Below are 21,469 nucleotides of genomic sequence, written 5' to 3'. Positions count from 1 at the left end.
ATGCCCGCCTTGGGTAGGACGTGGTGAGGAAATTCACATGCTCGTAGTGGCCGGTTCGGGGTATTGACGAGTGACTCGATGTTTAGCGTTTAGCCTGACGCCCTAACGGGCCGGGTCGCCCGCCGAGGCCGTCCCGGCCTCCCGCCGAGCCGAGCGAACGAGGTCCGACGCCACCGTGAAGACGACGACGATCCGCAGCACCGCCAACCCCCGCCGCACCACCCTCGTCCACCTGGAGGACGCGGCCGGGCTGGACCGCGGCGCCCTGCCCGGGCAGGCGACCGAGCTGCCCGCCGTCACCGCGAACCCGCGCCGCACGGTCCTGACGGCGGTCCCGGCCCCCGCCGCCGGCTGACGGGCCGGTGCGCGCGGCCCGCGGGTCGGTGCGCGCGCACCGCCGCGCGGCGGACCGGTGCTCCCTCCCGCGCTAGCCTGGAGCGTCAGACTCCAGCCAGCTCAGTGAGGGGCACACGCATCCGTGCGCATCGCCAGGTTCTCCATCGACGGCAATGTCGCCTTCGGCGCGGTCGAGGGTGAAAGCGCCCCCGGCGCGGAGGGCGGCCTCGTCCTCGACATCATCAAGGGCATCCCGTACACCGACTTCGAACTCAGCGGCACGAAGGTCCCGCTGGACAAGGTCCGGCTCCTGCCGCCGGTGCTCCCCAACAAGGTCGTGGCCATCGGCCGCAACTACGCGGAGCACGCCGCGGAACTCGGCAACGAGGTCCCCGAGGTGCCCGTCGCCTTCCTCAAACCCACCACCTCCGTGATCGGCTCCGGCGACGCCATCGAGTACCCCTCCTTCTCGAACGAGCTGCACCACGAGGCCGAGCTCGCCGTCGTCATCGGCCGCATGTGCCGAGAGGTCCCCCGCGAGCGCGTCAGGGACGTCGTCTTCGGCTACACCTGCGCCAACGACGTCACCGCCCGCGACGCGCAGAGGCGCGAGAAGCAGTGGGCCCGCGCCAAGGGCTTCGACACCTCCTGCCCCCTGGGCCCCTGGGTGGAGACCGACCTCGACCCGGGCGACCTGGCCGTCCAGTGCACGGTCAACGGCGAACAGCGCCAGCTCGGTCGTACGAGCGACATGGTCCGCTCCGTCGAGGACCTGGTCGTCCACATCACCGAGGCCATGACGCTGCTCCCCGGCGACGTGATCCTCACCGGCACCCCCGCCGGGGTCGGCCCCCTCAACGTCGGCGACGAGGTCGCCGTCACCATCGAAGGCATCGGCACTCTCACCAACAAGGTGATCAAGCGTGGCTAACGCGACCGTCCGCGTACGTTTCTGTCCCTCGCCGACCGGCAACCCCCACGTGGGCCTGGTCCGCACCGCCCTGTTCAACTGGGCCTTCGCCCGGCACCACGGCGGCACCATGGTCTTCCGCATCGAGGACACCGACGCGGCCCGCGACTCCGAGGAGTCCTACCGGCAGCTCCTCGACGCCATGCGCTGGCTCGGCCTCGACTGGGACGAGGGCCCCGAGGTCGGCGGCCCCCACGCGCCGTACCGCCAGTCGCAGCGCATGGACGTCTACCGGGACGTCGTCGCCCGGCTCCTGGAGGGCGGCCACGCCTACCGCTGCTACTGCACCGCCGAGGAGCTGGACGAGCGCCGCGAGGCCGCCCGCGCCGCCGGCAGGCCCTCCGGCTACGACGGCCACTGCCGCGAGCTGACCGCCGAGCGGGTCTCCGCGTACGAGGCGGAGGGCCGCGCCGCGATCGTCCGCTTCCGCATGCCCGACGAGCCGATCACCTTCCGCGACCTGGTCCGCGGCGAGCTGACCTTCACCCCGGACAACGTCCCGGACTACGGCATCGTCCGCGCCAACGGCGCCCCGCTGTACACGCTGGTCAACCCGGTCGACGACGCGTTGATGGAGATCACGCACGTACTGCGCGGCGAGGACCTGCTCTCCTCCACCCCGCGCCAGATCGCCCTGTACAAGGCGCTGATCGAACTGGGCGTCGCCAAGGCGATCCCGGAGTTCGGCCACCTGCCGTACGTCATGGGCGAGGGCAACAAGAAGCTCTCCAAGCGCGACCCGCAGTCCTCGCTGAACCTCTACCGGGAGCGCGGCTTCCTCCCCGAGGGGCTGCTGAACTACCTGTCGCTCCTCGGCTGGTCCTTCTCCGCCGACCAGGACGTCTTCACGATCCCGCAGATGATCGAGAGGTTCGACGTCGCGGACGTCAACGCCAACCCGGCCCGCTTCGACCTGAAGAAGGCCGAGGCGATCAACGCCGACCACATCCGCATGCTGGACGCGAAGGCGTTCGTCGACGCCTGCGAGCCGTGGCTGCGGGCCCCGCACGCCCCGTGGGCGCCCGAGGACTTCGACCGCGGGGCGTGGGAGCGGATCGCCCCGCACGCCCAGACGCGCCTGACGGTCCTCTCCGAGATCACCCAGAACGTCGACTTCCTGTTCCTGAAGGAGCCGGTCGAGGACGAGGCGTCCTGGCAGAAGGCGATGAAGGGCGATCCGGCGGCGCTCCTCACCACCGCCCGCGCGAAGCTGGAGGCCGCCGACTGGTCCAGCCCCGAGTCGCTGAAGGACGCCGTCCTGAAGGCGGGCGAGGAGCACGGGCTGAAACTCGGCAAGGCCCAGGCCCCGGTACGCGTCGCCGTCACCGGCCGCACGGTCGGCCTGCCCCTCTTCGAGTCCCTGGAGGTCCTGGGCCGGGACAGGACCCTGGCCCGCGTCGACGCGGCCCTGGCGAAGCTGGCGGCGTAGCGTCGCCCGCCCCGACGCGGCCCCCGCCCTCCGGGTGCGGGCGGGGGCCGCGTCGGCTGCCTCCGCCGCGCCCCCCGGTCCGCAGGCCGGGGCGACGACCCGGTACCGGGGCGGGCCGTCGCCCCCGGGCCACCCCGCCGAAGCGGGGGCCTACCGGGTCCGTGTCGGATCCGTCCCGCCGAGGATCCGCTCCCGGTCCCGGGGCCCGGAGGGCCGCCCCGCCGGCCGGTGGCCGCGCGTGCCGGGCCTCCGGATAATGGCGCGGTATGGAGATCCGCGCGATCCTGTGGGACATCGATGACACGATCTTCGACTACGCCTCCGCCGACCGGGCCGGGATGCGCCGGCACCTCCGGGACGAGGGGCTGGCCGGTCGGTTCGACGGGGTCGAGGACGCCCTGCGGCGGTGGCGGGAGGCGACCGTGCTGCACTGGGCGCGGTTCGCCGCGGGGGAGACCACGTGGGAGGGGCAGCTTCGCGACCGCGTCCGCACGTTCCTGGGCGCACCCCTGGGCGACGACGAGGCCGACGCCTGGTTCGAGCGGTACCTGGCGCACTACGAGGCGGCCTGGGCGCTGTTCCCGGACGCCCTCCCCGTACTGAGCGTCCTCGCCGCCGGGTACCGGCACGCCGTCCTGTCGAACTCCTCCCTCCTCAACCAGGACCGCAAGCTCCGCCTCCTCGGCGTGCGCGACCGGTTCGAGGTGGTGCTCTGCGCCGCCGACATCGGCGTGTCCAAGCCCGACGCCGCCGCCTTCCACATCGCCTGCGACGCCCTCGGCCTGGCCCCGGGCGAGGTGGTGTACGTCGGCGACCAGCCCGACATCGACGCCCGGGGCGCCGCCGAGGCGGGCCTCCTGGGGGTGTGGCTGGACCGCTCCGGCCTCGGCGGCCGCCCCGAGCTCCCCCGGATCACCGACCTCCACCAGCTTCCCGCCCTGCTCCGCGGCGATACCCGTTTTGGAGCGCCGGACACCTTCGGGTAATGTTCTTCCTGCGCCGAGGGAAACGGGCCGAGAGGCCGGAAGCCCGGAGCGTGAGCCGAACAAGACCTCCTCAGGGGTCGCGTTCCGGTGGCCTATGGTGTAATTGGCAGCACGACTGATTCTGGTTCAGTTAGTCTTGGTTCGAGTCCAGGTAGGCCAGCTCGCAGAGCTCATCTGCAAAGCCCCCGTTGTGTAGCGGCCTAGCACGCTGCCCTCTCAAGGCAGTAGCGCCGGTTCGAATCCGGTCGGGGGTACAGATCCTTCCCGCGGGATCATCAGGGTCGCACCCGATGATCCCGATGCAGGATCGCTAGGGCCCCCGTTGTGTAGCGGCCTAGCACGCCGCCCTCTCAAGGCGGTAGCGCCGGTTCGAATCCGGTCGGGGGTACCAATTGGTCTAAACCACCAGTGGCCTATGGTGTAATTGGCAGCACGACTGATTCTGGTTCAGTTAGTCTTGGTTCGAGTCCAGGTAGGCCAGCGGGTTCACGCGAGTGATCCACGCCCCCGTTGTGTAGCGGCCTAGCACGCCGCCCTCTCAAGGCGGTAGCGCCGGTTCGAATCCGGTCGGGGGTACTCGTTCGAGGAAGCCCTCCCCCACAGGGGGAGGGCTTCCTCGCGTCCTGCGGCGCGCACGAGTGGCACCGCGTACGGCCCCGGCCCACCGCCGCGGCGTCGGAGCGGTGGGCCGGGGCCGTACGCGGAAGGCCCGCGGGTGCGGGCGGGCGCTCAGCCCGCGCGGCGCAGCGCCTCCGTCAGGCGGGAGGCCGCGTCCATGACGGCCTGGGCGTGCATCCGGCCCGGGTGGCGCGTCAGGCGCTCGATCGGGCCCGACACGGACACGGCGGCCACCACCCGGTTCGACGGGCCGCGCACGGGCGCCGAGACGGACGCGACCCCCGGCTCCCGCTCGCCGATCGACTGGGCCCAGCCGCGGCGCCGTACGCCCGACAGGGCCGTCGCCGTGAAACGGGCGCCCTGCAGGCCCCGGTGCAGCCGCTCCGGCTCCTCCCAGGCCATGAGGATCTGCGCCGACGAGCCGGCCTTCATCGTGAGCGTGGACCCCACCGGAACCGTGTCGCGCAGACCCGACAGCCGCTCCGCCGCCGCCACGCAGATCCGCATGTCGCCCTGGCGGCGGTAGAGCTGGGCGCTCTCGCCCGTCACATCGCGCAGATGCGTGAGCACCGGGCCCGCCGTGGCCAGCAGGCGGTCCTCGCCGGCCGCGGCGGCCAGCTCGGCCAGCCGCGGGCCCAGGATGAACCGGCCCTGCATGTCCCTCGCCACCATCCGGTGGTGTTCCAGTGCCACGGCCAGCCGGTGGGCCGTGGGCCTCGCGAGCCCGGTCGCCGCGACCAGCCCGGCGAGGGTGGCCGGACCGGACTCCAGAGCGCTCAGAACCAGAGCCGCCTTGTCGAGAACGCCGACGCCGCTAGAGTTGTCCATGCAACGATATTCACGTCTCACTCTGTGAAACGCAAGTTCAATTTTCCCGGGATCTTGCCAGTCTGGTGGAGCGGCCCGGCATCCACGGTCCGCTGCCGCCGTCCGGAACGTGGGACCACGGGGACCCGGACGCCGGCGCACGTGTCTCTAGACCGCCGGCCCACCCGCCGGCCGGAGGGAAAGCGATGGGTAGGACACTCGCGGAGAAGGTCTGGGACGACCACGTCGTCCGGCGCGCCGAGGGCGAGCCCGACCTCCTCTTCATCGATCTGCACCTGCTGCACGAGGTGACCAGCCCGCAGGCCTTCGACGGCCTCCGCAGGAGCGGCCGCCGGGTGCGGCGACTCGACCTGACCATCGCCACCGAGGACCACAACACCCCCACCCTCGACATCGACAAGCCCATCGCCGACCCCGTCTCCCGGATCCAGCTGGAGACCCTGCGCCGGAACTGCGCGGAGTTCGGCGTGCGCCTCCACCCGCTCGGCGACGTGGAGCAGGGCGTCGTCCACGTCGTCGGCCCCCAGCTGGGCCTCACCCAGCCCGGCACGACCGTGGTCTGCGGCGACTCCCACACCTCCACGCACGGCGCCTTCGGCGCGCTCGCGTTCGGCATCGGCACCTCCCAGGTCGAGCACGTGCTGGCCACCCAGACGCTGCCCATGGCCCGGCCCAGGACCATGGCCGTCACCGTCGAGGGCGAACTGCCCGGGGGCGTCACCGCCAAGGACCTCGTCCTGGCGGTCATCGCCAGGATCGGTACCGGCGGGGGCCAGGGCCACGTCCTGGAGTACCGCGGTCCCGCCGTCGAGAAGCTCTCGATGGAGGCCCGCATGACCGTCTGCAACATGTCCGTCGAGGCCGGCGCCCGCGCGGGCATGATCGCCCCCGACGAGACCACCTTCGCGTACCTCAAGGGCCGCCCCCACGCCCCCGAGGGCGCCGACTGGGACGCCGCCGTCGCGTACTGGAGGACCCTGCGCACCGACGACGACGCCGTCTTCGACGCCGAGGTCGTCATCGACGCCTCGGAGCTGTCCCCGTTCGTCACCTGGGGAACCAACCCCGGCCAGGGAGCGCCCCTTTCGGCGTCCGTCCCCGACCCCGCCTCGTACGAGGACGCCTCGGAGCGGCTCGCCGCCGAGAAGGCCCTGGAGTACATGGACCTCGCCCCCGGGCAGCCCCTGCGCGGGATCAGGGTCGACACGGTCTTCGTCGGCTCCTGCACCAACGGCCGCATCGAGGACCTGCGCGCCGCCGCCGCGGTCCTCGAAGGCCGCCGGATCGCCGAGGGCGTACGCATGCTTGTCGTCCCCGGCTCCGTCCGCGTCGGCCTCCAGGCCGTCGACGAGGGCCTGGACGAGGTCTTCAAGGAGGCCGGTGCCGAATGGCGGCACGCGGGCTGCTCCATGTGCCTCGGCATGAACCCCGACCAACTGGCCCCCGGCGAGCGCTGCGCCTCCACCTCCAACCGCAACTTCGAGGGGCGGCAGGGCAAGGGCGGCCGCACCCACCTCGTCTCGCCGCAGGTCGCCGCCGCCACCGCGGTCCTCGGCCGCCTGGCCTCCCCGGCCGACCTGTCCGACGCCACCACTCTCGCGGGGGTCTGAACCATGGAAGCCTTCACCACGCACACCGGCCGCGCCGTGCCGCTGCGTCGCAGCAACGTCGACACGGACCAGATCATCCCCGCGCACTGGCTCAAGAAGGTCACCCGCGACGGCTTCGAGGACGGTCTCTTCGAGGCCTGGCGCAAGGACCCCGGCTTCGTCCTCAACCACCCCGAGCGGCAGGGCGCCACCGTCCTCGTCGCCGGCCCCGACTTCGGCACCGGCTCCTCCCGCGAGCACGCCGTGTGGGCCCTGCAGAACCACGGCTTCAAGGCCGTCCTCTCCTCCCGCTTCGCCGACATCTTCCGCGGCAACTCGCTGAAGAACGGCCTGCTCACGGTGGTTCTCGACCAGAGCGAGATCGACGCCCTGTGGGAGCTCACCGAGGCCGACCCGCGGGCCGGGGTCACCGTCGACCTCGTCGCCCGCGAGGTCCGCGCCGAAGGCGTCACCGCCGGCTTCGAACTCGACGAGAACGCCCGCTGGCGGCTGCTCAACGGCCTCGACGACATCGACATCACCCTGCGGAACGAGGCGGACATCGCGGCGTACGAGGCCGGGCGCCCCTCGTACAAGCCGCGCACCCTCCCGGCCTGACCTCTCGGAGGACCCGCTCCCGCACGGCACCCGGTGCCCCCGACCGCCCCCGGCGGCCGGGGGCACCGCCGTATCCAACTGGCGTGAAAACGACCCTCGGGACCCCCGTGAGGAGTGTCCCGCCGCCATCCGGCTGACGCCGCGCACCACGTGCCCGGACACCTCCGGAGCCGCCCCGGGAGTGGTCGGAGCGGAGCCAACTCGGTTTATGACCTGGGGCTTTGGGCAAACGGGAGGTGCCGCACGGAAGGCGACCCACCCCATGTCGAAACGCTGTTGGAACATGTCAGTTACCCCCTACGCGGGCGACAACTCGCCCCAGATGGCACAATCGGCGCATGGAACGCGACAGCCAACTCGAGCTCTACGAGGCGGTCGCGGCCCGGCTGAAAGAAGCGCACTCCCGGGTGCGCGCACTGCAAGTCCCGGAGGGCGTAAGGGTGGCGCTGTCCCGGAAGCTGCTGGTCGTCACGGCCGCGGCGAAGCACGATCTCGCGGACGCGGCGCGGCGTCTCGACCGGTTGATGAGGGACCTCGACGAGGGCCGACTCCCTGAAGGGGACTGACCGCCCGGAAGTCCGCGAACGGCTACTGCGTTGCGGCACAAGGGTGATTAGCCCGTTTCGTGTTTGATTTGCGGTATATATCTGCCTAACGTGCGAAATCGCTTGAACACTTTCGTTCCGGCAATGTCTCCGAAGGGGAAGACGTGAACAAGGCGCAGCTCGTAGAAGCGATTGCCGACAAGATGGGGGGCCGGCAGCAGGCGGCCGACGCCGTCGACGCGGTACTCGACGCGATCGTCCGTGCGGTGGTCGCCGGCGACCGGGTCTCGGTCACCGGTTTCGGCTCGTTCGAGAAGGTCGAGCGGCCGGCTCGCTACGCCCGCAACCCGCAGACCGGCGAGCGCGTGCGGGTCAAGAAGACCTCCGTTCCCCGCTTCCGCGCCGGTCAGGGCTTCAAGGACCTGGTCAGCGGCACCAAGAAGCTGCCCAAGGGCGGCGAGGTCGCCGTCAAGAAGGCCCCCAAGGGCAGCCTTTCGGGCGCGCCGCCCACCATCGCCAAGGCCGCCACCAAGAAGGCCGCCGTGAAGAAGGCCGCGGCGAAGAAGGCGACCCCGGCCAGGAAGACGGCGACGGCGTCGAAGACCACCGCGGCGGCCAGGAAGACCGCCACGACCGCGGCGAAGAAGACCGCGCCCGCCAAGAAGGCGACCCCCGCGAAGACCGCGCCCGCGGCCGCGAAGAAGACCACGGCGAAGAAGACCGCGCCCGCCAAGAAGGCCACCGCCAGGAAGGCTCCCGCCAGGAAGACCACGGCGCGCAAGACCGCCACGGCCAAGAAGACCACGTCGGCGAGGAACAAGTAGGCGGCGCGGCGAGGAGACACCCGACGGCGACGGCGGCGACCCGCCGGGCCGCACGCACGCGGGGCCGGGCCTCCCTCCGGGGAGGCCCGGCCCGCGGTGTCGTCCGGGTGCCGGCGGGGGAGCCGCTCAGAACGTCTGCAGCGTCACCAGCGTGATCCGCGGGACCCCGTCCCCGCCCTCCGTCTCGATCCGCACCCGCTGCCCGGGCCGCAGCAGCCGCAGGCCCCCCGCGTCGAACGCCTCCGCGCCGAACTCCACCGGCGTGCCGTCGTCGAGCAGCACGCTGCCGCTGCGGGTCTCGGGGTCGTACGTGTACGCGGTCGCCTGCATGCGCCGCAGCCTATCCCGCCACCCCGCCGGCGGGGTTCCCGCCCGGCACCACCGGGCCGTGTGCCGCCCCACGCCCAGGCGCAGGGCCGCCCGCAGGTCCGCCTCCGTGTCCACGTCCCGCCGCACGGACGCCACGCCACCGAGCCGGATTTCCACCGCGCCCGACGACAAATGACGCAGCCGCGAGGCACCCCCGAAAGCCGGACGCAATTCAATTCCCGGCGCTGCGGACAGGAAAGTCGTGCCGATATCGGCGGCATCCGCCAGAAAGGCCCGAGGAAAGCGGCCCGCGGCCGCCAGGACCCGTTCCAGCTCCGCCGGGCGCAGCGCGGGGAGATCCGCGTTCACCGCCGCCACCGCGGCCCGCGGACGCCGCGCCCGCACCGCCTCCGCCCCGTGCGCCAGCGCCGCGTTGAGCCCCGCGGCCGGCCGGTCCGGTACGACCCCGGCGCCCAGCGCGACCAGCCGCGTCGCGGCCACCGGGTCGTCCGTGACGACCACCACATCCCGTACCGCGGCGCAGGCCAGCGCCGCCGCCACCGTGTCCTGCGCGAACGCCAGCGCCAGCCGCCGCCGCTCCGGCGCCCCGACCGCCCCGGCGAGCCTGGACTTCGCCACGGCAAGGGGTTTCAGCGGGACCACCAGCGACCAGGACGGCCCCGTCCGCCCCCGTCCGCCGGCGCCGACGGCCCGCTCCGCGTCCTTCTCCATCCGCGCCATTGTGGCGCGGCCGGCCGCGGCCCGGGGAACCGGCCCTGGGGGCGGGGCGTACGGTGTCCTCGACAGGTCAGGGGCGTGGGGCGACACTTGACCCCCGGCAAGACGAGTACCACAGAAAGGTGTCCGCGTGTCCCGCCGTAGAATCGGCTTCTGGTACCGCCTGGCAGCGGTCATCGCGAAACCGCCGCTGGTGGTTCTGTTCAAGCGGGACTGGCGCGGAATGGAGCACATTCCCGCCGACGGCGGGTTCATCACGGTCGTGAACCACAACTCGTATCTCGACCCGCTGTCGTACGGGCACTTCCAGTACAACACCGGACGCGTGCCGCGGTTCCTGGCGAAGGCCGGCCTTTTCCGGGGGCCTTCGTCGGCGCGATACTCCGCGGCACCGGGCAGATCCCCGTCTACCGCGAGACGACCAACGCCCTGGACGCCTTCCGCGCCGCCGTCGACGCCATCGAGAGGGGCGAGTGCGTCGCCTTCTACCCCGAGGGCACCCTCACCCGCGACCCCGACATGTGGCCCATGACCGGCAAGACCGGCGCCGCCCGGGTCGCCCTCCTCACCAGGGCGCCGGTCATCCCCGTCGCCCAGTGGGGCGCCAACCTGGTGATGCCGCCCTACGCCGAGAAGGGCAGGCTCCGCCTCTTCCCGCGCAAGACGCTGACCGTCGTCGCCGGCCCGCCCGTCGACCTCTCCCGGTTCCACGGCGTGGAACCCACCAGCGAGGTGCTGCACGAGGCCACCGAGGAGATCATGCGGGCCATCACCGCGCTGCTGGAGGAGGTCCGGGGCGAGAAGGCCCCCGACGAGCCGTACGACCACCGCGGGGCCCGGCCGGGGCAGCGCCGCAGGACCGTGGGGAGGGAAGCCGAGTGACACCCCCCGTCAAGGCGGCGGTCTTCGGAACCGGCTCGTGGGGCACGGCCTTCGGCATGGTCCTCGCCGACGCCGGCTGCGACGTCACCCTCTGGGGCCGCCGCCCCGAGGTCGCCCGCGCCATCAACACCACGCGCACCAACCCCAACTACTTCCCCGGCGTCGAACTGCCGGCGAACCTCCGCGCCACCGGCGATCCCGCCGAGGCCGCCGCCGGCGCCGACTTCACGGTGCTCGCCGTCCCCTCCCAGACCCTCCGCGGCAACCTCGCCGCCTGGGTGCCGGACCTCGCCCCCGGCACCGTCCTCGTCTCCCTGATGAAGGGCATCGAACTCGGCACCTGCGAACGGATGAGCGAGGTGATCCAGGAGGTCGCCGGGGCCCCGGCCGACCGCGTCGCGGTCGTCACCGGACCCAACCTCGCCAAGGAGATCATGGCGCGCATGCCGGCCGCGTCCGTCGTCGCCTGCCGGGACGAGGCCGTCGCCCGGCGGCTCCAGGCCGCCTGCCACACCCCCTACTTCCGCCCCTACACCAACACCGACGTGGTCGGCTGCGAACTGGGCGGCGCCGTCAAGAACGTCATCGGCCTCGCCGTCGGCATCGCCGACGGGATGGGCCTCGGCGACAACGCCAAGGGCTCCCTCATCACCCGAGGCCTGGCCGAGACCACCCGGCTCGGGCTCGCCATGGGCGCCGACCCGCTCACCTTCTCCGGCCTCGCCGGCCTCGGCGACCTGGTCGCCACCTGCTCCTCGCCGCTGTCCCGCAACCACACGTTCGGCTTCAACCTCGGCAAGGGCATGACGCTGGAGGAGACCATCGCCGTCACCCGCCAGACCGCCGAGGGCGTCAAGTCCTGCCGGTCCGTCCTCGACCTGGCCGGCCGGCACGGCGTCGACATGCCGATCACCGAGACCGTCGTCGGCATCGTCCACGGGGGAAAGCCGCCGATGGTGGCCCTCAAGGAGCTGATGTCCCGGAGCGCCAAGCCCGAGCGGCGCTGACGGAGCCGGGGCGAGCGGGTACGCTCATCGCGATATGAGCAGCGAGAACCTCCCCACCAGCCCCGGGCGTAAGCCGCGCGTGGCCGTCGTCTTCGGCGGACGCAGCTCCGAGCACGCCATCTCCGTCGTCACGGCCGGCGCCGTCCTGCGCGCCATCGACCGGACGAAGTACGACGTGCTGCCCATCGGCATCACCACCGACGGCCGCTGGGCGCTGACCGCCGACGCCCCGGAGCGGATGGCCATCGCCGACCGCGCGCTGCCCAGCGTCGACGACCTCGCCGAGCACGGCGAGGGCAGCGTCGTGCTGTCCGCCGACCCCACCAACCGGGAGATCGTCTACACGGAGCCCAGCTCCGTCCCGAAGGCCCTGGGCGAGGTCGACGTCGTCTTCCCCGTGCTCCACGGCCCGTACGGGGAGGACGGCACCCTTCAGGGACTGCTGGAGCTGGCCGGGGTGCCCTACGTCGGCGCGGGCGTCCTCGCCTCCGCCGTCGGCCAGGACAAGGAGTACATGAAGCGCGTCTTCGCCTCCTTCGGCCTGCCCGTCGGCCCGTACGAGGTCGTCCGCCCCCGCGAGTGGGACCGCGACCCGGCCGCCGCCCGGCGGAAGGTCACCGACTTCGCCGCCGAGCACGGCTGGCCGCTGTTCGTGAAGCCCGCCCGCGCCGGCTCCTCCATCGGCATCACCAAGGTCGACGACGAGTCCGGTCTCGACGCGGCCATCGCCGAGGCCCGCCGCCACGACCCCAAGGTCCTGGTCGAGTCGCTGCTCACCGGCCGCGAGATCGAGTGCGGCGTCCTGGAGTTCGAGGACGGCCCGCGCGCCAGCGCCCCGGCCTGGATCCCGCCCGTCGGGGACCACGACTTCTACGACTTCGAGGCGAAGTACATCGACTCGGCGTCCGGCGTGGTGCCCGCCCCGATCACCCCGGAGCAGACCGCCGAGGTGCAGCGGCTCGCGATCGCCGCGTTCGAGGCCGCCTCCTGCGAGGGCCTGGTGCGCGCCGACTTCTTCCTCACCGACGGCGGCGAGTTCGTCATCAACGAGATCAACACCATGCCGGGCTTCACCCCGATCTCGATGTACCCGCGCATGTGGGAGGCGAGCGGCGTCGGCTACCCCGAGCTGATCGACCGCCTCGTCCAGGCCGCGCTGCGCCGTCCGACCGGACTGCGCTAGCACCCGCGCACGGCGGGGCCGCCTCAGACGGTCGGCGGGACGGTCCTGCCCACGGGTCCGGCGAACGCCACCAGCGGGCCGCCGTCGTACGCGAACCTCCGGTCGAGCGACAGCTCCACGTACGCCTCGCGGTACGTGGTGGTGAAGCGCGGTCCGGTCCCCTCCCGCCGCTCCACCAGCCAGCCGACGCCGTTCACCTCGACCGCCTGCGCCTGCGGGTCGCTCATCGCGGCGGGCCGGGGCACCCCGCAGCGCAGTACGATCGCCCCGTCCCCCCACGCGGCGGTCAGTTCGGAACGCGGCTCCGTCGCGCTCCGGCGCAGGCCCGCGACCGCGTCCGGAAGTTCCCGGTGCAGCGCCCGGCAGTACGAGACGTCCTCGGCGGCCGGGCTCGGAACCGGAACGGGCGCCTTCGCGTCCGTCATGGCGCAGCCCGGCGCCGTCGCCAGCAGCACCGCCGCGGCGACGGCGCCGACCGCGGCGGGCAGGCGGGAGAACCGGTGGGAGGACTTCACCGGCTCAGCGTAGACGGGGGCTACAGGTGGACCACCGGGCAGGTCAGGGTGCGGGTGATGCCTTCCACCTGCTGGATCCTGGCGACGACCATGCGGCCCAGCTCGTCGACCGTGTCCGCCTGTGCGCGCACGATCACGTCGTACGGGCCCGTCACGTCCTCGGCCCGGATCACGCCGGAGATCTGCGCGATGGTCTCGGCGACCAGCGACGCCTTGCCCACCTCGGTCTGAATGAGGATGTACGCCTGTACCACGGAACCTCCAGGGCGACCACGGGGACCATTCCGGGCCGGAAGGACCCGGGGGGAGAAAGGGACGCCACGGTATCGCGTCGCCGCGCGCGGCGGGGAGACCGCGGGTCGGCGGGTGCCCGGAACACGGTGCACGCAAGACAGAAGTTGACGGCTTCGCCCGTCTCGATGACCGTACCTACAGCAGTGACGGCTCGCGACCGCAACCGCACGAGGACCAGCCGGTCGCACGGTGAGCCCACGACGACATGGAGAGGTGGACCTCGGTGAAGGGCACTGTCGGCGAGCTCGGGGAGTTCGGGCTCATCAGGGAGCTCACCTCCCGGCTCACCACCACCCCGGCGGTACGGATCGGGCCGGGGGACGACGCCGCCGTCGTGGCCGCACCCGACCGGCGCGTCGTCGCCAGCACGGACGTCCTGCTGGAGGGCCGCCACTTCCGCCGCGACTGGTCCACCGCGTACGACGTGGGGCGCAAGGCCGCCGCGCAGAACCTCGCGGACATCGCCGCCATGGGCGCCGTCCCCACCGCGCTCCTCCTCGGCCTGGTCGTGCCCGCCGAACTCCCCGCCACCTGGCCCACCGAGCTCATGGACGGGCTGCGCGACGAGTGCCAGGTCGCCGGAGCCGCCGTCGTCGGCGGCGACGTCGTGCGCGGCGACACGATCACCGTGGCCATCACCGCCCTCGGCGACCTGCGCAACCACGAACCCGTCACCCGCGGCGGCGCCCGGCCCGGCGACGTCGTCGCCTACACCGGCTGGCTCGGCTGGTCCGCCGCCGGGTACGCGGTCCTCTCCCGCGGCCTGCGCTCCCCGCGCGCGTTCGTCGAGGCCCACCGCCGGCCGGAGCCCCCGTACCATGCCGGTCCCGCCGCGGCGAGCCTCGGCGCCACCGCCATGTGCGACGTCAGCGACGGCCTCATCGCGGACCTCGGGCACATCGCGGCGGCCGGCAAGGTCCGCATCGACCTGCGCTCCGGCGCCATCGACATCCCCACGCAGATGAGCGACATCGGGCAGGCCGTCGGCGTCGACCCGCTGCAGTGGGTGCTCACCGGGGGAGAGGACCACGCGATCGTCGCCACCTTCCCGCCCGACGTGAAGCTGCCTGCCCGCTGGAAGGTCATCGGCGAGGTCCTCCACCCGTCCGCCCTGCCCCGGGTCACCGTCGACGGCGCGCCCTGGCACACCGCCGGCGGCTGGGACCACTTCGGCGGCCCCCACGGGGAGGGCGAGTGACCCGCCAGGCCCCGCCCCGCGTGCTCACCGTCGCCGGGTCCGACTCCGGCGGCGGCGCCGGAATCCAGGCGGATCTGAAGACCATGCTCGCCCTCGGCGTCCACGGCATGAGCGTCCTCACCGCCGTCACCGCGCAGAACTCGCTGGGCGTGCAGGGCGCCTGGGAACTGCCGGAGGAGGCCGTACGGGCCCAGTACCGCAGCGTCGTCGGAGACATCGGCGTGCAGGCCGTGAAGACGGGGATGCTCGCGTCCGCCCCGCTCGTCGAGACCGTCGCGGAACTGCTCGCGGCGACGGACGCCCCCGTCGTGGTCGACCCCGTGGGCGTCTCCAAGCACGGCGACCCGCTCCTCGCCGCCTCCGCGCTCGACTCGGTGCGCGGGCGGCTGCTCCCCTGGCGACCGTCGCGACCCCGAACCTCGACGAGGTGGAGCAGCTCGCCGGTGTACGGGTGGAGGGCGAGGAGGACCTGCGGCGGGCCGCCGGCGCCGTGCTGGCGTTCGGGCCGCGCTGGGCGCTGGTGAAGGGCGGGCACCTGGCCGGCGAGGCGGTCGACCTGCTGACGGACGGCCGCGAGGAGCACTGGTTCCGCGCCCCCCGTCTCGACAACCGGCACACCCACGGCACGGGCTGCACGCTCGCCTCCGCGATCGCCTCGGGACTGGCAGGGGGCCTGTCCGTGCCGGACGCGGTGGGGCGCGCCAAGGAGTACGTCACCGGGGCCATCGCCGCGGGGTTCGCGCTGGGCGGGGGGATCGGCCCGGTCGACCACGCCTGGCGCCTCCGCCGGGAAAGCGGTCCGGCTCCCGGCGCCCGGTGAGGAACCGGCCCGGTCGCGCGGGTCCTCCGCCCCTGGGCGCCGCGCGCTCCCTCCCGGCCCGTGCGGCGCCCGCGCCGCACGCGCCGGGCGCGGTCTCACCGGGTGCGGGGGCGCCGGGAACGGCGAGAAGCCGGCCCGCCCGAGGGCGGACCGGCTTCCAAGGCAACCGCAGAGGCTGCGCCGCGACGGGACGTCGCCTTTAGCGCGAGACCTTGCCGGCCTTGATGCACGAGGTGCAGACGTTGAGCCGCTTCGGCGTCCGACCGACCACGGCACGCACGCGCTGGATGTTGGGGTTCCAGCGACGGGACGTGCGGCGGTGCGAGTGGGAGATGTTGTTGCCGAAGCCCGGCCCCTTGCCGCAGACGTCGCAGTTGGCAGCCACGGGTCACTCCAAAGACTTCAGATGCACTTACAGTGAAATCCGGCGAGCCGGAATCAGGTCGATGACATCAGGTCGGTGACTGAAGTGGCGTTGCCGGGGAAACGGCCCGATTCTCATCGGGCAACCGGAGCAGCATACAACGGCCGCTTCGATAGAACGAAACTACCACGGGCCGCCGGGCCCCCGCCCCGGTCCCCGCGGCCTCCCTGGGTCTACCCTGCGGTGCAGTCCACACCCGGCGCCCGGCGGCGCGCGGGAGCCCCACGAGGAGGATCACCAGGTGCCGGAGAAGTTGGGGCGGGACCTCGACCCCGCAGCGGTCCGCGCCTGGTGCGCACTGGCGCTGGACGCCCTGGGCAGGGAGCGCGAGGAGATCGACGCGATCAACGTCTACCCGGTCGCGGACGGGGACACCGGCACCAACCTCTACCTGACCGTGGAGGCCGCGCGCCAGGCTGTGGAGGCCGTCTTCGCCGCGCACGACGCGGACGGCACCGCCCCCGCGCCCGCCGACACCGTGCGGGCCCTGGCGCACGGCGCGCTGATCGGCGCCCGGGGCAACTCCGGCACCATCCTGGCGCAGCTCCTGCGCGGCATGGCCGAGGTGCTGGCCCGCGGATGTGACGGAAACCACCTGGCGGAGGCGCTGCGCACCGCCTCCGCCGCGGCCCGGCGGGCCGTCGCCCACCCCGTCGAGGGGACCATCCTCAGCGTCGCCGCGGCCGCGGCACGGGCCGCCGCCGAGGCCGGCTCCACCCTCCCGGCGGTGGCCGGGGCCGCGTACGAGGGCGCCCTCGCCGCACTGGAGGACACCCCCGGCCAACTGGACGTCCTGGCCCGGGCGGGCGTCGTCGACGCGGGCGGGCGCGGCCTCGTCACCGTGCTCGGCGCGCTCGTCGAGGCGCTGTCGGGGGAGGCGCCGGCGAGGGCGCCGCGCCCCCGGCGGGCCGTGTCCTCCCCGCCGGCCGCCGCGGCGGCGGGGCCCTGCGCGGCGGGCGGGCCCGCGTACGAGGTGATCTACCTGCTGGAGGCCGACGACGACGCCGTCGCCCGGCTGCGCACCCGCCTCGACGGGCTCGGGGACTCCCTGGTCGTCGTCGGCGGCGACGGCCTGTGGAACGTCCACGTGCACGTCGACGACGCGGGCGCGGCCGTGGAGGCGGGCGTCGAGGCCGGCCGCCCGTACCGGATCCGCGTCACCCACTTCGCCGCCGGAGCCGCGAGGCCCCCGGCCGGGCCGGCCGAACCGGCCCAGCGCGCGGTCGTCGCCGTCGTCCCGGGCGAGGGGCTGGCCGGGCTGTGCGCCGAGGCGGGCGCCACGACCGTCCTGGCGCTGCCGGGCCGCCCGCCCGCCAGCGGCGAACTGCTCGACGCGATCCGCCGCGCCCACGCGCGTGAAGTGGTCCTCCTGCCCAACTCCACCGAGCTGCGCCACACCGCCGCGGCCGCCGCCGAGCAGGCCCGGGCCGAGGGGGTGCGCGTCGCCCTCGTCCCCACCAGGGCGGCCGTCCAGGGCATCGCCGCGCTCGCCGTCCACGAGCCGGGCCGCCGCTTCGACGAGGACGTGGTCGCCATGACGGCCGCCGCGGGCGCCACCCGCCACGGCGAACTGGCCGTCGCCGAGCACCGGTCGTTCACCTCGGCCGGGGTCTGCCAGGCCGGGGACGTCCTTGGCCTCATCGACGGCGACGTGGCCGTGATCGGCCACGACCTCGCCGAGACGGCCCGGACCCTCCTCGACCGGATGCTGTCGGGCGGCGGCGAACTGGTCACCCTGGTCCTCGCCGACGACGCCCCGCCGGCCCTCGCCGACCACCTGGAGCGCCACGTGCGCGACCGGTACCTCGCCGTCGACACCTGCGTCTACCGCGGCGGCCGCCAGCAGGCCCCGCTCCTCATCGGCGTCGAGTGACCCGGCCCCCGGTCCCGGTGGCCGGGCCGGGCCGCCGCCCGCTGTCGGCGGCGTGGTGTGGAATGGACCCCTGACCGGGACGGGGTACGGAGGAGGAGGCTGCCGTGCTGAGCGAACCCCTGAGGAAGGTCCTCGGGCCGGCCACCGCCAAGGTGATGGCCGAGGACCTCGACCTGCACACCGTCGGGGACCTCCTGCACCACTACCCGCGCCGGTACGCCGAGCGGGGCGAGCTGACCGCGATGTCCGACCTGCCGCTGGACGAGCACGTCACGGTCGTCGCGCAGGTCGCCGACGCGCGCCTGCACACGTACAGCGGTTCCCGGGGGCGCGGCCAGCGGCTGGAGGTGACCATCACCGACGGCACCGGGCGGTTGCGGCTGGTCTTCTTCGGCAAGGGGGTCCACAAGCCGCACAAGGAACTCCTGCCGGGCACCCGCGCGATGTTCGCCGGCAAGGTCTCCCTCTTCAACCGCCGGCTCCAGCTCGCCCACCCGGCCTACGCACTCCTGCACGGGGACGGCGGCGAGGCCGTGGACGCCTGGGCCGGCGCCCTCATCCCGATCTACCCGGCCACCACGAAACTGGAGTCCTGGAAGATCGCCAAGGCCGTCGACGCGGTCCTGCCGCGCGTCCACGAGGCCGTCGACCCGCTGCCCCCCGCCCTGCGCGAGGGCCGGGGCCTCGCCGACCTGCCCGACGCCCTCCGCGGGATCCACCGCCCGCGGACCGGGGCGGACGTCGCCGACGCCCGCGAACGGCTCAAGTGGGACGAGGCGTTCGTCCTCCAGGTCGCCCTCGCCCGCCGCCGGTACGCCGACGCGCAGCTGCCCGCCGTCCCCCGCGTGCCCGTCCCCGGCGGCATCCTCGACGCCTTCGACGAGCGCCTGCCGTTCACCCTCACCGACGGCCAGCGCGCGGTCTCCAAGGAGATCTTCGACGACCTCGCCACCGACCACCCCATGCACCGCCTCCTCCAGGGCGAGGTGGGCAGCGGGAAGACGATGGTCGCCCTGCGCGCCATGCTCGCCGTCGTCGACGCGGGAGGGCAGGCCGCCATGCTCGCCCCGACCGAGGTCCTCGCCCAGCAGCACCACCGCTCGATCACCGAGATGATGGGCGACCTGGCCCAGGGCGGGATGCTCGGCGGCGCCGAGCACGCCACCAGGGTCGTCCTGCTCACCGGCTCCATGGGCGCCGCCGCCCGCCGCCGGGCGCTCCTCGACCTCGCCACGGGCGAGGCCGGCATCGTCGTCGGCACGCACGCGCTGATCGAGGACAGGGTCCGGTTCCACGACCTCGGCCTCGTCGTCGTCGACGAGCAGCACCGCTTCGGCGTCGAGCAGCGCGACGCCCTGCGCGGCAAGGGCAGTCACCCGCCCCACCTGCTGGTCATGACCGCCACACCCATCCCGCGCACGGTCGCCATGACCGTCTTCGGCGACCTGGAGACCTCCGTCCTCGACCAGCTCCCGGCCGGCCGCTCGCCGATCGCCACCCACGTCGTGCCCGCCCGGGACAAGCCGCACTTCCTCGCCCGCGCCTGGGAGCGCGTCCGCGAGGAGGTGGGGGACGGCCACCAGGCGTACGTCGTGTGCCCGCGCATCGGCGACGACCAGGACGAGCAGGGCGGCGCCGGGTCCGCCGCGAGGGCCGCGGAGAAGACGGGGAGCGCCGAGGCCGCGGAGGACGCCGGGAAGCGGCCGCCGCTCGCCGTCACCGAGGTGGCCGGGCAGCTCGCCGAGGGCCCCCTGGCGGGCCTGCGCGTGGAGGTCCTGCACGGCAGGATGCACCCCGACGACAAGGACGCCGTCATGCGCCGCTTCGCCGCGGGCGAGACCGACGTGCTCGTCGCGACCACCGTCGTCGAGGTCGGCGTCAACGTCCCCAACGCCACCGCCATGGTGATCATGGACGCGGACCGGTTCGGCGTCTCCCAGCTGCACCAGCTGCGCGGCCGCGTCGGCCGCGGCTCCGCCCCCGGCCTGTGCCTCCTCGTGACCGACGTGCCCGAGGCCGCCCCCGCCCGGCGGCGGCTGGCCGCCGTCGCCGCCACGCTGGACGGCTTCGAGCTCTCCCGCATCGACCTCGAACAGCGCCGCGAGGGCGACGTCCTCGGCCAGGCCCAGTCCGGCGTCCGCTCCTCCCTGCGCGTGCTCACCGTCGTCGAGGACGAGGAGGTCATCGCCGCCGCCCGCGCCGAGGCCACCGCCCTCGTCGCCGCCGACCCCGACCTGGAGCGCCACCCGGAGCTGCGCACCGCCCTCGACGCGCTGCTGGACGCGGAGCGCGAGCGGTACCTGGAGAAGGGATGACGCGCCCCCGGGCGCGCCGGCCATATCGTGGAGCCGAGGCAGGCCCGTGAACGACCGACAAGGACTGACATGACCCGCGTGATCGCCGGGGCGGCCGGCGGACGCCGCCTGGCCGTGCCGCCGGGCAACGGCACCCGCCCCACCTCGGACCGGGCGCGCGAAGGCCTGTTCTCCACCTGGCAGGCACTCCTGGGCACGCTCGACGGCATCCGCGTCGCCGACCTGTACGCGGGGTCCGGCGCGGTCGGCCTGGAAGCCCTCTCGCGGGGCGCCGCGCACGCCCTGCTCGTGGAGGCCGACGCCCGTGCCGCCCGCACGGTCCGCGAGAACGTCCGCGCGCTCGGCCTGCCCGGCGCCGAGGTCCGCACCGGCAGGGCGGAGCAGGCCGTCGCCGGACCCGCGCCCGCCGAGCCGTACGACGCGGTCTTCCTGGACCCGCCGTACGCCGTCTCCGACGACGATCTCCGCGAGATACTCCTCACACTCCGGACCCGGGGCTGGCTCGCGGCGGACGCCCTCGTCACCGTGGAGCGCAGCACCAGGGGCGGGGAATTCGGCTGGCCGGAGGGGTTCGAACCGCTGCGGTCCCGTCGCTACGGCGAGGGAACGTTTTGGTACGGTCGCGCCGCCTCCGCGTGCGGAGGGGCACCATGACCGGACCGGAGAGCGAGGGACTTCAGTTGCGCCGAGCAGTCTGTCCGGGGTCGTTCGACCCCATCACCAACGGACACCTCGACATCATCGCCCGCGCCTCCAGGCTGTACGACGTCGTGCACGTGGCCGTGATGATCAACAAGTCCAAGAGCGGCCTGTTCACCGTCGAGGAGCGGATGGACCTCATCCGCCGGGTCACCGCCGAGTACGACAACGTCGTGGTCGAGTCGCACCACGGCCTCCTCGTCGACTTCTGCCGCGAGCGCGGCGTCCCGGCCATCGTGAAGGGCCTGCGCGCGGTCAGCGACTTCGACTACGAGCTCCAGATGGCCCAGATGAACAACGGCCTCACGGGGGTCGAGACGCTGTTCGTGCCGACCAACCCCACGTACAGCTTCCTCTCCTCCTCGCTGGTCAAGGAGGTCGCGGCGTGGGGCGGCGACGTCTCGCACCTGCTGCCGCCGGCCGTGCACGAGGCGCTGGTGGCGCGGCTCCGCGAGAAGTGACCGCCCGG

At 73.5% G+C, this 21,469-nt stretch carries 19 protein-coding genes, 5 tRNA genes and 3 pseudogenes; 22 read left to right on the top strand and 5 right to left on the bottom strand.

All coding sequences use genetic code 11. The features are described 5' to 3' along the window. The first annotated feature begins 175 nt into the window (after positions 1 to 175). From LUW75_RS05245 to LUW75_RS05205, 9 genes are all read left to right on the top strand, one after another. Positions 176 to 355 carry a hypothetical protein gene (locus tag LUW75_RS05245; RefSeq protein WP_250334577.1) on the top strand — a complete coding sequence of 60 codons (180 nt, stop codon included), beginning with the start codon at positions 176 to 178 and terminating at the stop codon, positions 353 to 355. Between the two features lie 123 nt (positions 356 to 478). Then, complete coding sequence (locus LUW75_RS05240; RefSeq protein WP_250334576.1) at positions 479 to 1,267, top strand: fumarylacetoacetate hydrolase family protein; 789 nt, start codon at positions 479 to 481, stop codon at positions 1,265 to 1,267. Further along, positions 1,260 to 2,735 carry a glutamate--tRNA ligase gene (gene gltX, locus LUW75_RS05235; protein ID WP_250334575.1) on the top strand — a complete coding sequence of 492 codons (1,476 nt, stop codon included), beginning with the start codon at positions 1,260 to 1,262 and terminating at the stop codon, positions 2,733 to 2,735. The genes LUW75_RS05240 and gltX overlap by 8 nt, the downstream gene beginning before the upstream one ends. Positions 2,736 to 3,001: 266 nt before the next feature. Further along, entirely contained in the window at positions 3,002 to 3,721 is a 720-nt protein-coding gene (locus LUW75_RS05230) for an HAD family hydrolase (RefSeq protein ID WP_250334574.1), read from the top strand. Positions 3,722 to 3,809: 88 nt separating this feature from the next. After that, positions 3,810 to 3,881: transfer RNA gene (locus LUW75_RS05225), tRNA-Gln, on the top strand. A gap of 21 nt (positions 3,882 to 3,902) precedes the next feature. Further along, a tRNA-Glu gene (locus tag LUW75_RS05220) sits at positions 3,903 to 3,975 on the top strand. 61 nt (positions 3,976 to 4,036) lie between these two features. Then, positions 4,037 to 4,112 (top strand) — tRNA-Glu (locus LUW75_RS05215). 18 nt (positions 4,113 to 4,130) lie between these two features. After that, positions 4,131 to 4,202: transfer RNA gene (locus LUW75_RS05210), tRNA-Gln, on the top strand. Between the two features lie 22 nt (positions 4,203 to 4,224). Continuing rightward, positions 4,225 to 4,297, top strand: a tRNA-Glu gene (locus LUW75_RS05205). Between the two features lie 153 nt (positions 4,298 to 4,450). Here the strand turns inward: LUW75_RS05205 and ndgR are convergent. Next, positions 4,451 to 5,167, bottom strand: coding sequence for an IclR family transcriptional regulator NdgR (ndgR, locus tag LUW75_RS05200; protein WP_250334573.1), 717 nt, complete (start codon positions 5,165 to 5,167; stop codon positions 4,451 to 4,453). Positions 5,168 to 5,352: 185 nt separating this feature from the next. On the opposite strand from ndgR, the gene leuC reads away from it, so the two are divergent. From leuC to LUW75_RS05180, 4 genes are all read left to right on the top strand, one after another. After that, entirely contained in the window at positions 5,353 to 6,777 is a 1,425-nt protein-coding gene (leuC, locus tag LUW75_RS05195) for a 3-isopropylmalate dehydratase large subunit (RefSeq protein WP_250334572.1), read from the top strand. A 3-nt stretch (positions 6,778 to 6,780) separates the two neighbouring features. After that, positions 6,781 to 7,374, top strand: a complete 594-nt coding sequence (gene leuD, locus LUW75_RS05190) for a 3-isopropylmalate dehydratase small subunit (protein ID WP_250334571.1) — start codon at positions 6,781 to 6,783, stop codon at positions 7,372 to 7,374. 338 nt (positions 7,375 to 7,712) lie between these two features. Next, a complete protein-coding gene (locus LUW75_RS05185; protein ID WP_250334570.1) occupies positions 7,713 to 7,940 on the top strand; it encodes an SCO5555 family protein in 228 nt (75 codons plus the stop codon). A gap of 143 nt (positions 7,941 to 8,083) precedes the next feature. Continuing rightward, on the top strand, positions 8,084 to 8,743 hold the full coding sequence (locus tag LUW75_RS05180) for an HU family DNA-binding protein (RefSeq protein WP_250334569.1): 660 nt from the start codon (positions 8,084 to 8,086) through the stop codon (positions 8,741 to 8,743). 378 nt (positions 8,744 to 9,121) lie between these two features. Here the strand turns inward: LUW75_RS05180 and cofC are convergent. Beyond that, positions 9,122 to 9,784, bottom strand: a pseudogene (gene cofC, locus LUW75_RS05175) (2-phospho-L-lactate guanylyltransferase); the annotation flags it as partial. 136 nt (positions 9,785 to 9,920) lie between these two features. Between cofC and LUW75_RS05170 the strand changes: the two are divergent. The 3 genes and pseudogenes from LUW75_RS05170 to LUW75_RS05160 all read left to right on the top strand — a co-directional run bounded on the left by LUW75_RS05170 (position 9,921) and on the right by LUW75_RS05160 (position 12,862). Then, a pseudogene (locus LUW75_RS05170) lies at positions 9,921 to 10,672 on the top strand (lysophospholipid acyltransferase family protein). Beyond that, positions 10,669 to 11,679, top strand: coding sequence for an NAD(P)H-dependent glycerol-3-phosphate dehydrogenase (locus LUW75_RS05165; RefSeq protein WP_250334568.1), 1,011 nt, complete (start codon positions 10,669 to 10,671; stop codon positions 11,677 to 11,679). Before LUW75_RS05170 ends, LUW75_RS05165 begins: the two are co-directional and overlap by 4 nt. Before the next feature lie 34 nt (positions 11,680 to 11,713). After that, positions 11,714 to 12,862, top strand: coding sequence for a D-alanine--D-alanine ligase family protein (locus tag LUW75_RS05160; RefSeq protein WP_250334567.1), 1,149 nt, complete (start codon positions 11,714 to 11,716; stop codon positions 12,860 to 12,862). A 23-nt stretch (positions 12,863 to 12,885) separates the two neighbouring features. On the opposite strand, the gene LUW75_RS05155 is transcribed toward LUW75_RS05160, so the two are convergent. Together LUW75_RS05155 and LUW75_RS05150 are read right to left on the bottom strand one after the other, a co-directional pair. Further along, positions 12,886 to 13,377 (bottom strand): DUF3515 domain-containing protein, encoded by a 492-nt coding sequence (locus LUW75_RS05155; RefSeq protein ID WP_250334566.1) that lies wholly within the window; start codon positions 13,375 to 13,377, stop codon positions 12,886 to 12,888. A 20-nt stretch (positions 13,378 to 13,397) separates the two neighbouring features. After that, entirely contained in the window at positions 13,398 to 13,631 is a 234-nt protein-coding gene (locus LUW75_RS05150) for an Lrp/AsnC ligand binding domain-containing protein (RefSeq protein ID WP_250334565.1), read from the bottom strand. A gap of 263 nt (positions 13,632 to 13,894) precedes the next feature. On the opposite strand from LUW75_RS05150, the gene LUW75_RS05145 reads away from it, so the two are divergent. Continuing rightward, the gene (locus tag LUW75_RS05145; RefSeq protein ID WP_250334564.1) at positions 13,895 to 14,869 is read left to right on the top strand and encodes a thiamine-phosphate kinase; all 975 of its coding nucleotides are present in this window, start codon (positions 13,895 to 13,897) and stop codon (positions 14,867 to 14,869) included. Next, positions 14,866 to 15,689 (top strand): annotated as a pseudogene (gene thiD, locus LUW75_RS05140) (bifunctional hydroxymethylpyrimidine kinase/phosphomethylpyrimidine kinase). Before LUW75_RS05145 ends, thiD begins: the two are co-directional and overlap by 4 nt. Positions 15,690 to 15,888: 199 nt before the next feature. On the opposite strand, the gene rpmB reads toward thiD, so the two are convergent. Continuing rightward, positions 15,889 to 16,074 (bottom strand): 50S ribosomal protein L28, encoded by a 186-nt coding sequence (gene rpmB, locus LUW75_RS05135; protein ID WP_003957616.1) that lies wholly within the window; start codon positions 16,072 to 16,074, stop codon positions 15,889 to 15,891. Between the two features lie 280 nt (positions 16,075 to 16,354). Between rpmB and LUW75_RS05130 the strand changes: the two genes are divergently transcribed. From LUW75_RS05130 to coaD, 4 genes are all read left to right on the top strand, one after another. Further along, complete coding sequence (locus tag LUW75_RS05130; RefSeq protein ID WP_250334563.1) at positions 16,355 to 17,986, top strand: DAK2 domain-containing protein; 1,632 nt, start codon at positions 16,355 to 16,357, stop codon at positions 17,984 to 17,986. Positions 17,987 to 18,141: 155 nt separating this feature from the next. Beyond that, entirely contained in the window at positions 18,142 to 20,301 is a 2,160-nt protein-coding gene (gene recG, locus LUW75_RS05125) for an ATP-dependent DNA helicase RecG (RefSeq protein WP_250337552.1), read from the top strand. A 69-nt stretch (positions 20,302 to 20,370) separates the two neighbouring features. Further along, positions 20,371 to 20,955 carry a 16S rRNA (guanine(966)-N(2))-methyltransferase RsmD gene (gene rsmD, locus LUW75_RS05120; RefSeq protein WP_250334562.1) on the top strand — a complete coding sequence of 195 codons (585 nt, stop codon included), beginning with the start codon at positions 20,371 to 20,373 and terminating at the stop codon, positions 20,953 to 20,955. Further along, positions 20,952 to 21,461, top strand: a complete 510-nt coding sequence (gene coaD / locus LUW75_RS05115) for a pantetheine-phosphate adenylyltransferase (protein WP_250334561.1) — start codon at positions 20,952 to 20,954, stop codon at positions 21,459 to 21,461. Before rsmD ends, coaD begins: the two co-directional genes overlap by 4 nt. Positions 21,462 to 21,469: the final 8 nt, after the last annotated feature.

Source organism: Streptomyces sp. MRC013, from assembly GCF_023614235.1.
Lineage (GTDB): Bacteria > Actinomycetota > Actinomycetes > Streptomycetales > Streptomycetaceae > Streptomyces.
Note: the sequence above shows the minus strand (reverse complement) of the source record. Positions and strands in the feature narration are given on the sequence as shown.

What these genes read in the sequence shown, in the direction of transcription:
- LUW75_RS05230 (WP_250334574.1), top strand. Translation starts at nt 3,002, where the DNA reads ATGGAGATCCGCGCGATCCTGTGGGACATCGATGACACGATCTTCGAC.
- ndgR (WP_250334573.1), bottom strand. Translation starts at nt 5,167, where the DNA reads ATGGACAACTCTAGCGGCGTCGGCGTTCTCGACAAGGCGGCTCTGGTT.
- leuC (WP_250334572.1), top strand. Translation starts at nt 5,353, where the DNA reads ATGGGTAGGACACTCGCGGAGAAGGTCTGGGACGACCACGTCGTCCGG.
- leuD (WP_250334571.1), top strand. Translation starts at nt 6,781, where the DNA reads ATGGAAGCCTTCACCACGCACACCGGCCGCGCCGTGCCGCTGCGTCGC.
- LUW75_RS05185 (WP_250334570.1), top strand. Translation starts at nt 7,713, where the DNA reads ATGGAACGCGACAGCCAACTCGAGCTCTACGAGGCGGTCGCGGCCCGG.
- LUW75_RS05160 (WP_250334567.1), top strand. Translation starts at nt 11,714, where the DNA reads ATGAGCAGCGAGAACCTCCCCACCAGCCCCGGGCGTAAGCCGCGCGTG.
- recG (WP_250337552.1), top strand. Translation starts at nt 18,142, where the DNA reads ATGGCCGAGGACCTCGACCTGCACACCGTCGGGGACCTCCTGCACCAC.
- rsmD (WP_250334562.1), top strand. Translation starts at nt 20,371, where the DNA reads ATGACCCGCGTGATCGCCGGGGCGGCCGGCGGACGCCGCCTGGCCGTG.
- coaD (WP_250334561.1), top strand. Translation starts at nt 20,952, where the DNA reads ATGACCGGACCGGAGAGCGAGGGACTTCAGTTGCGCCGAGCAGTCTGT.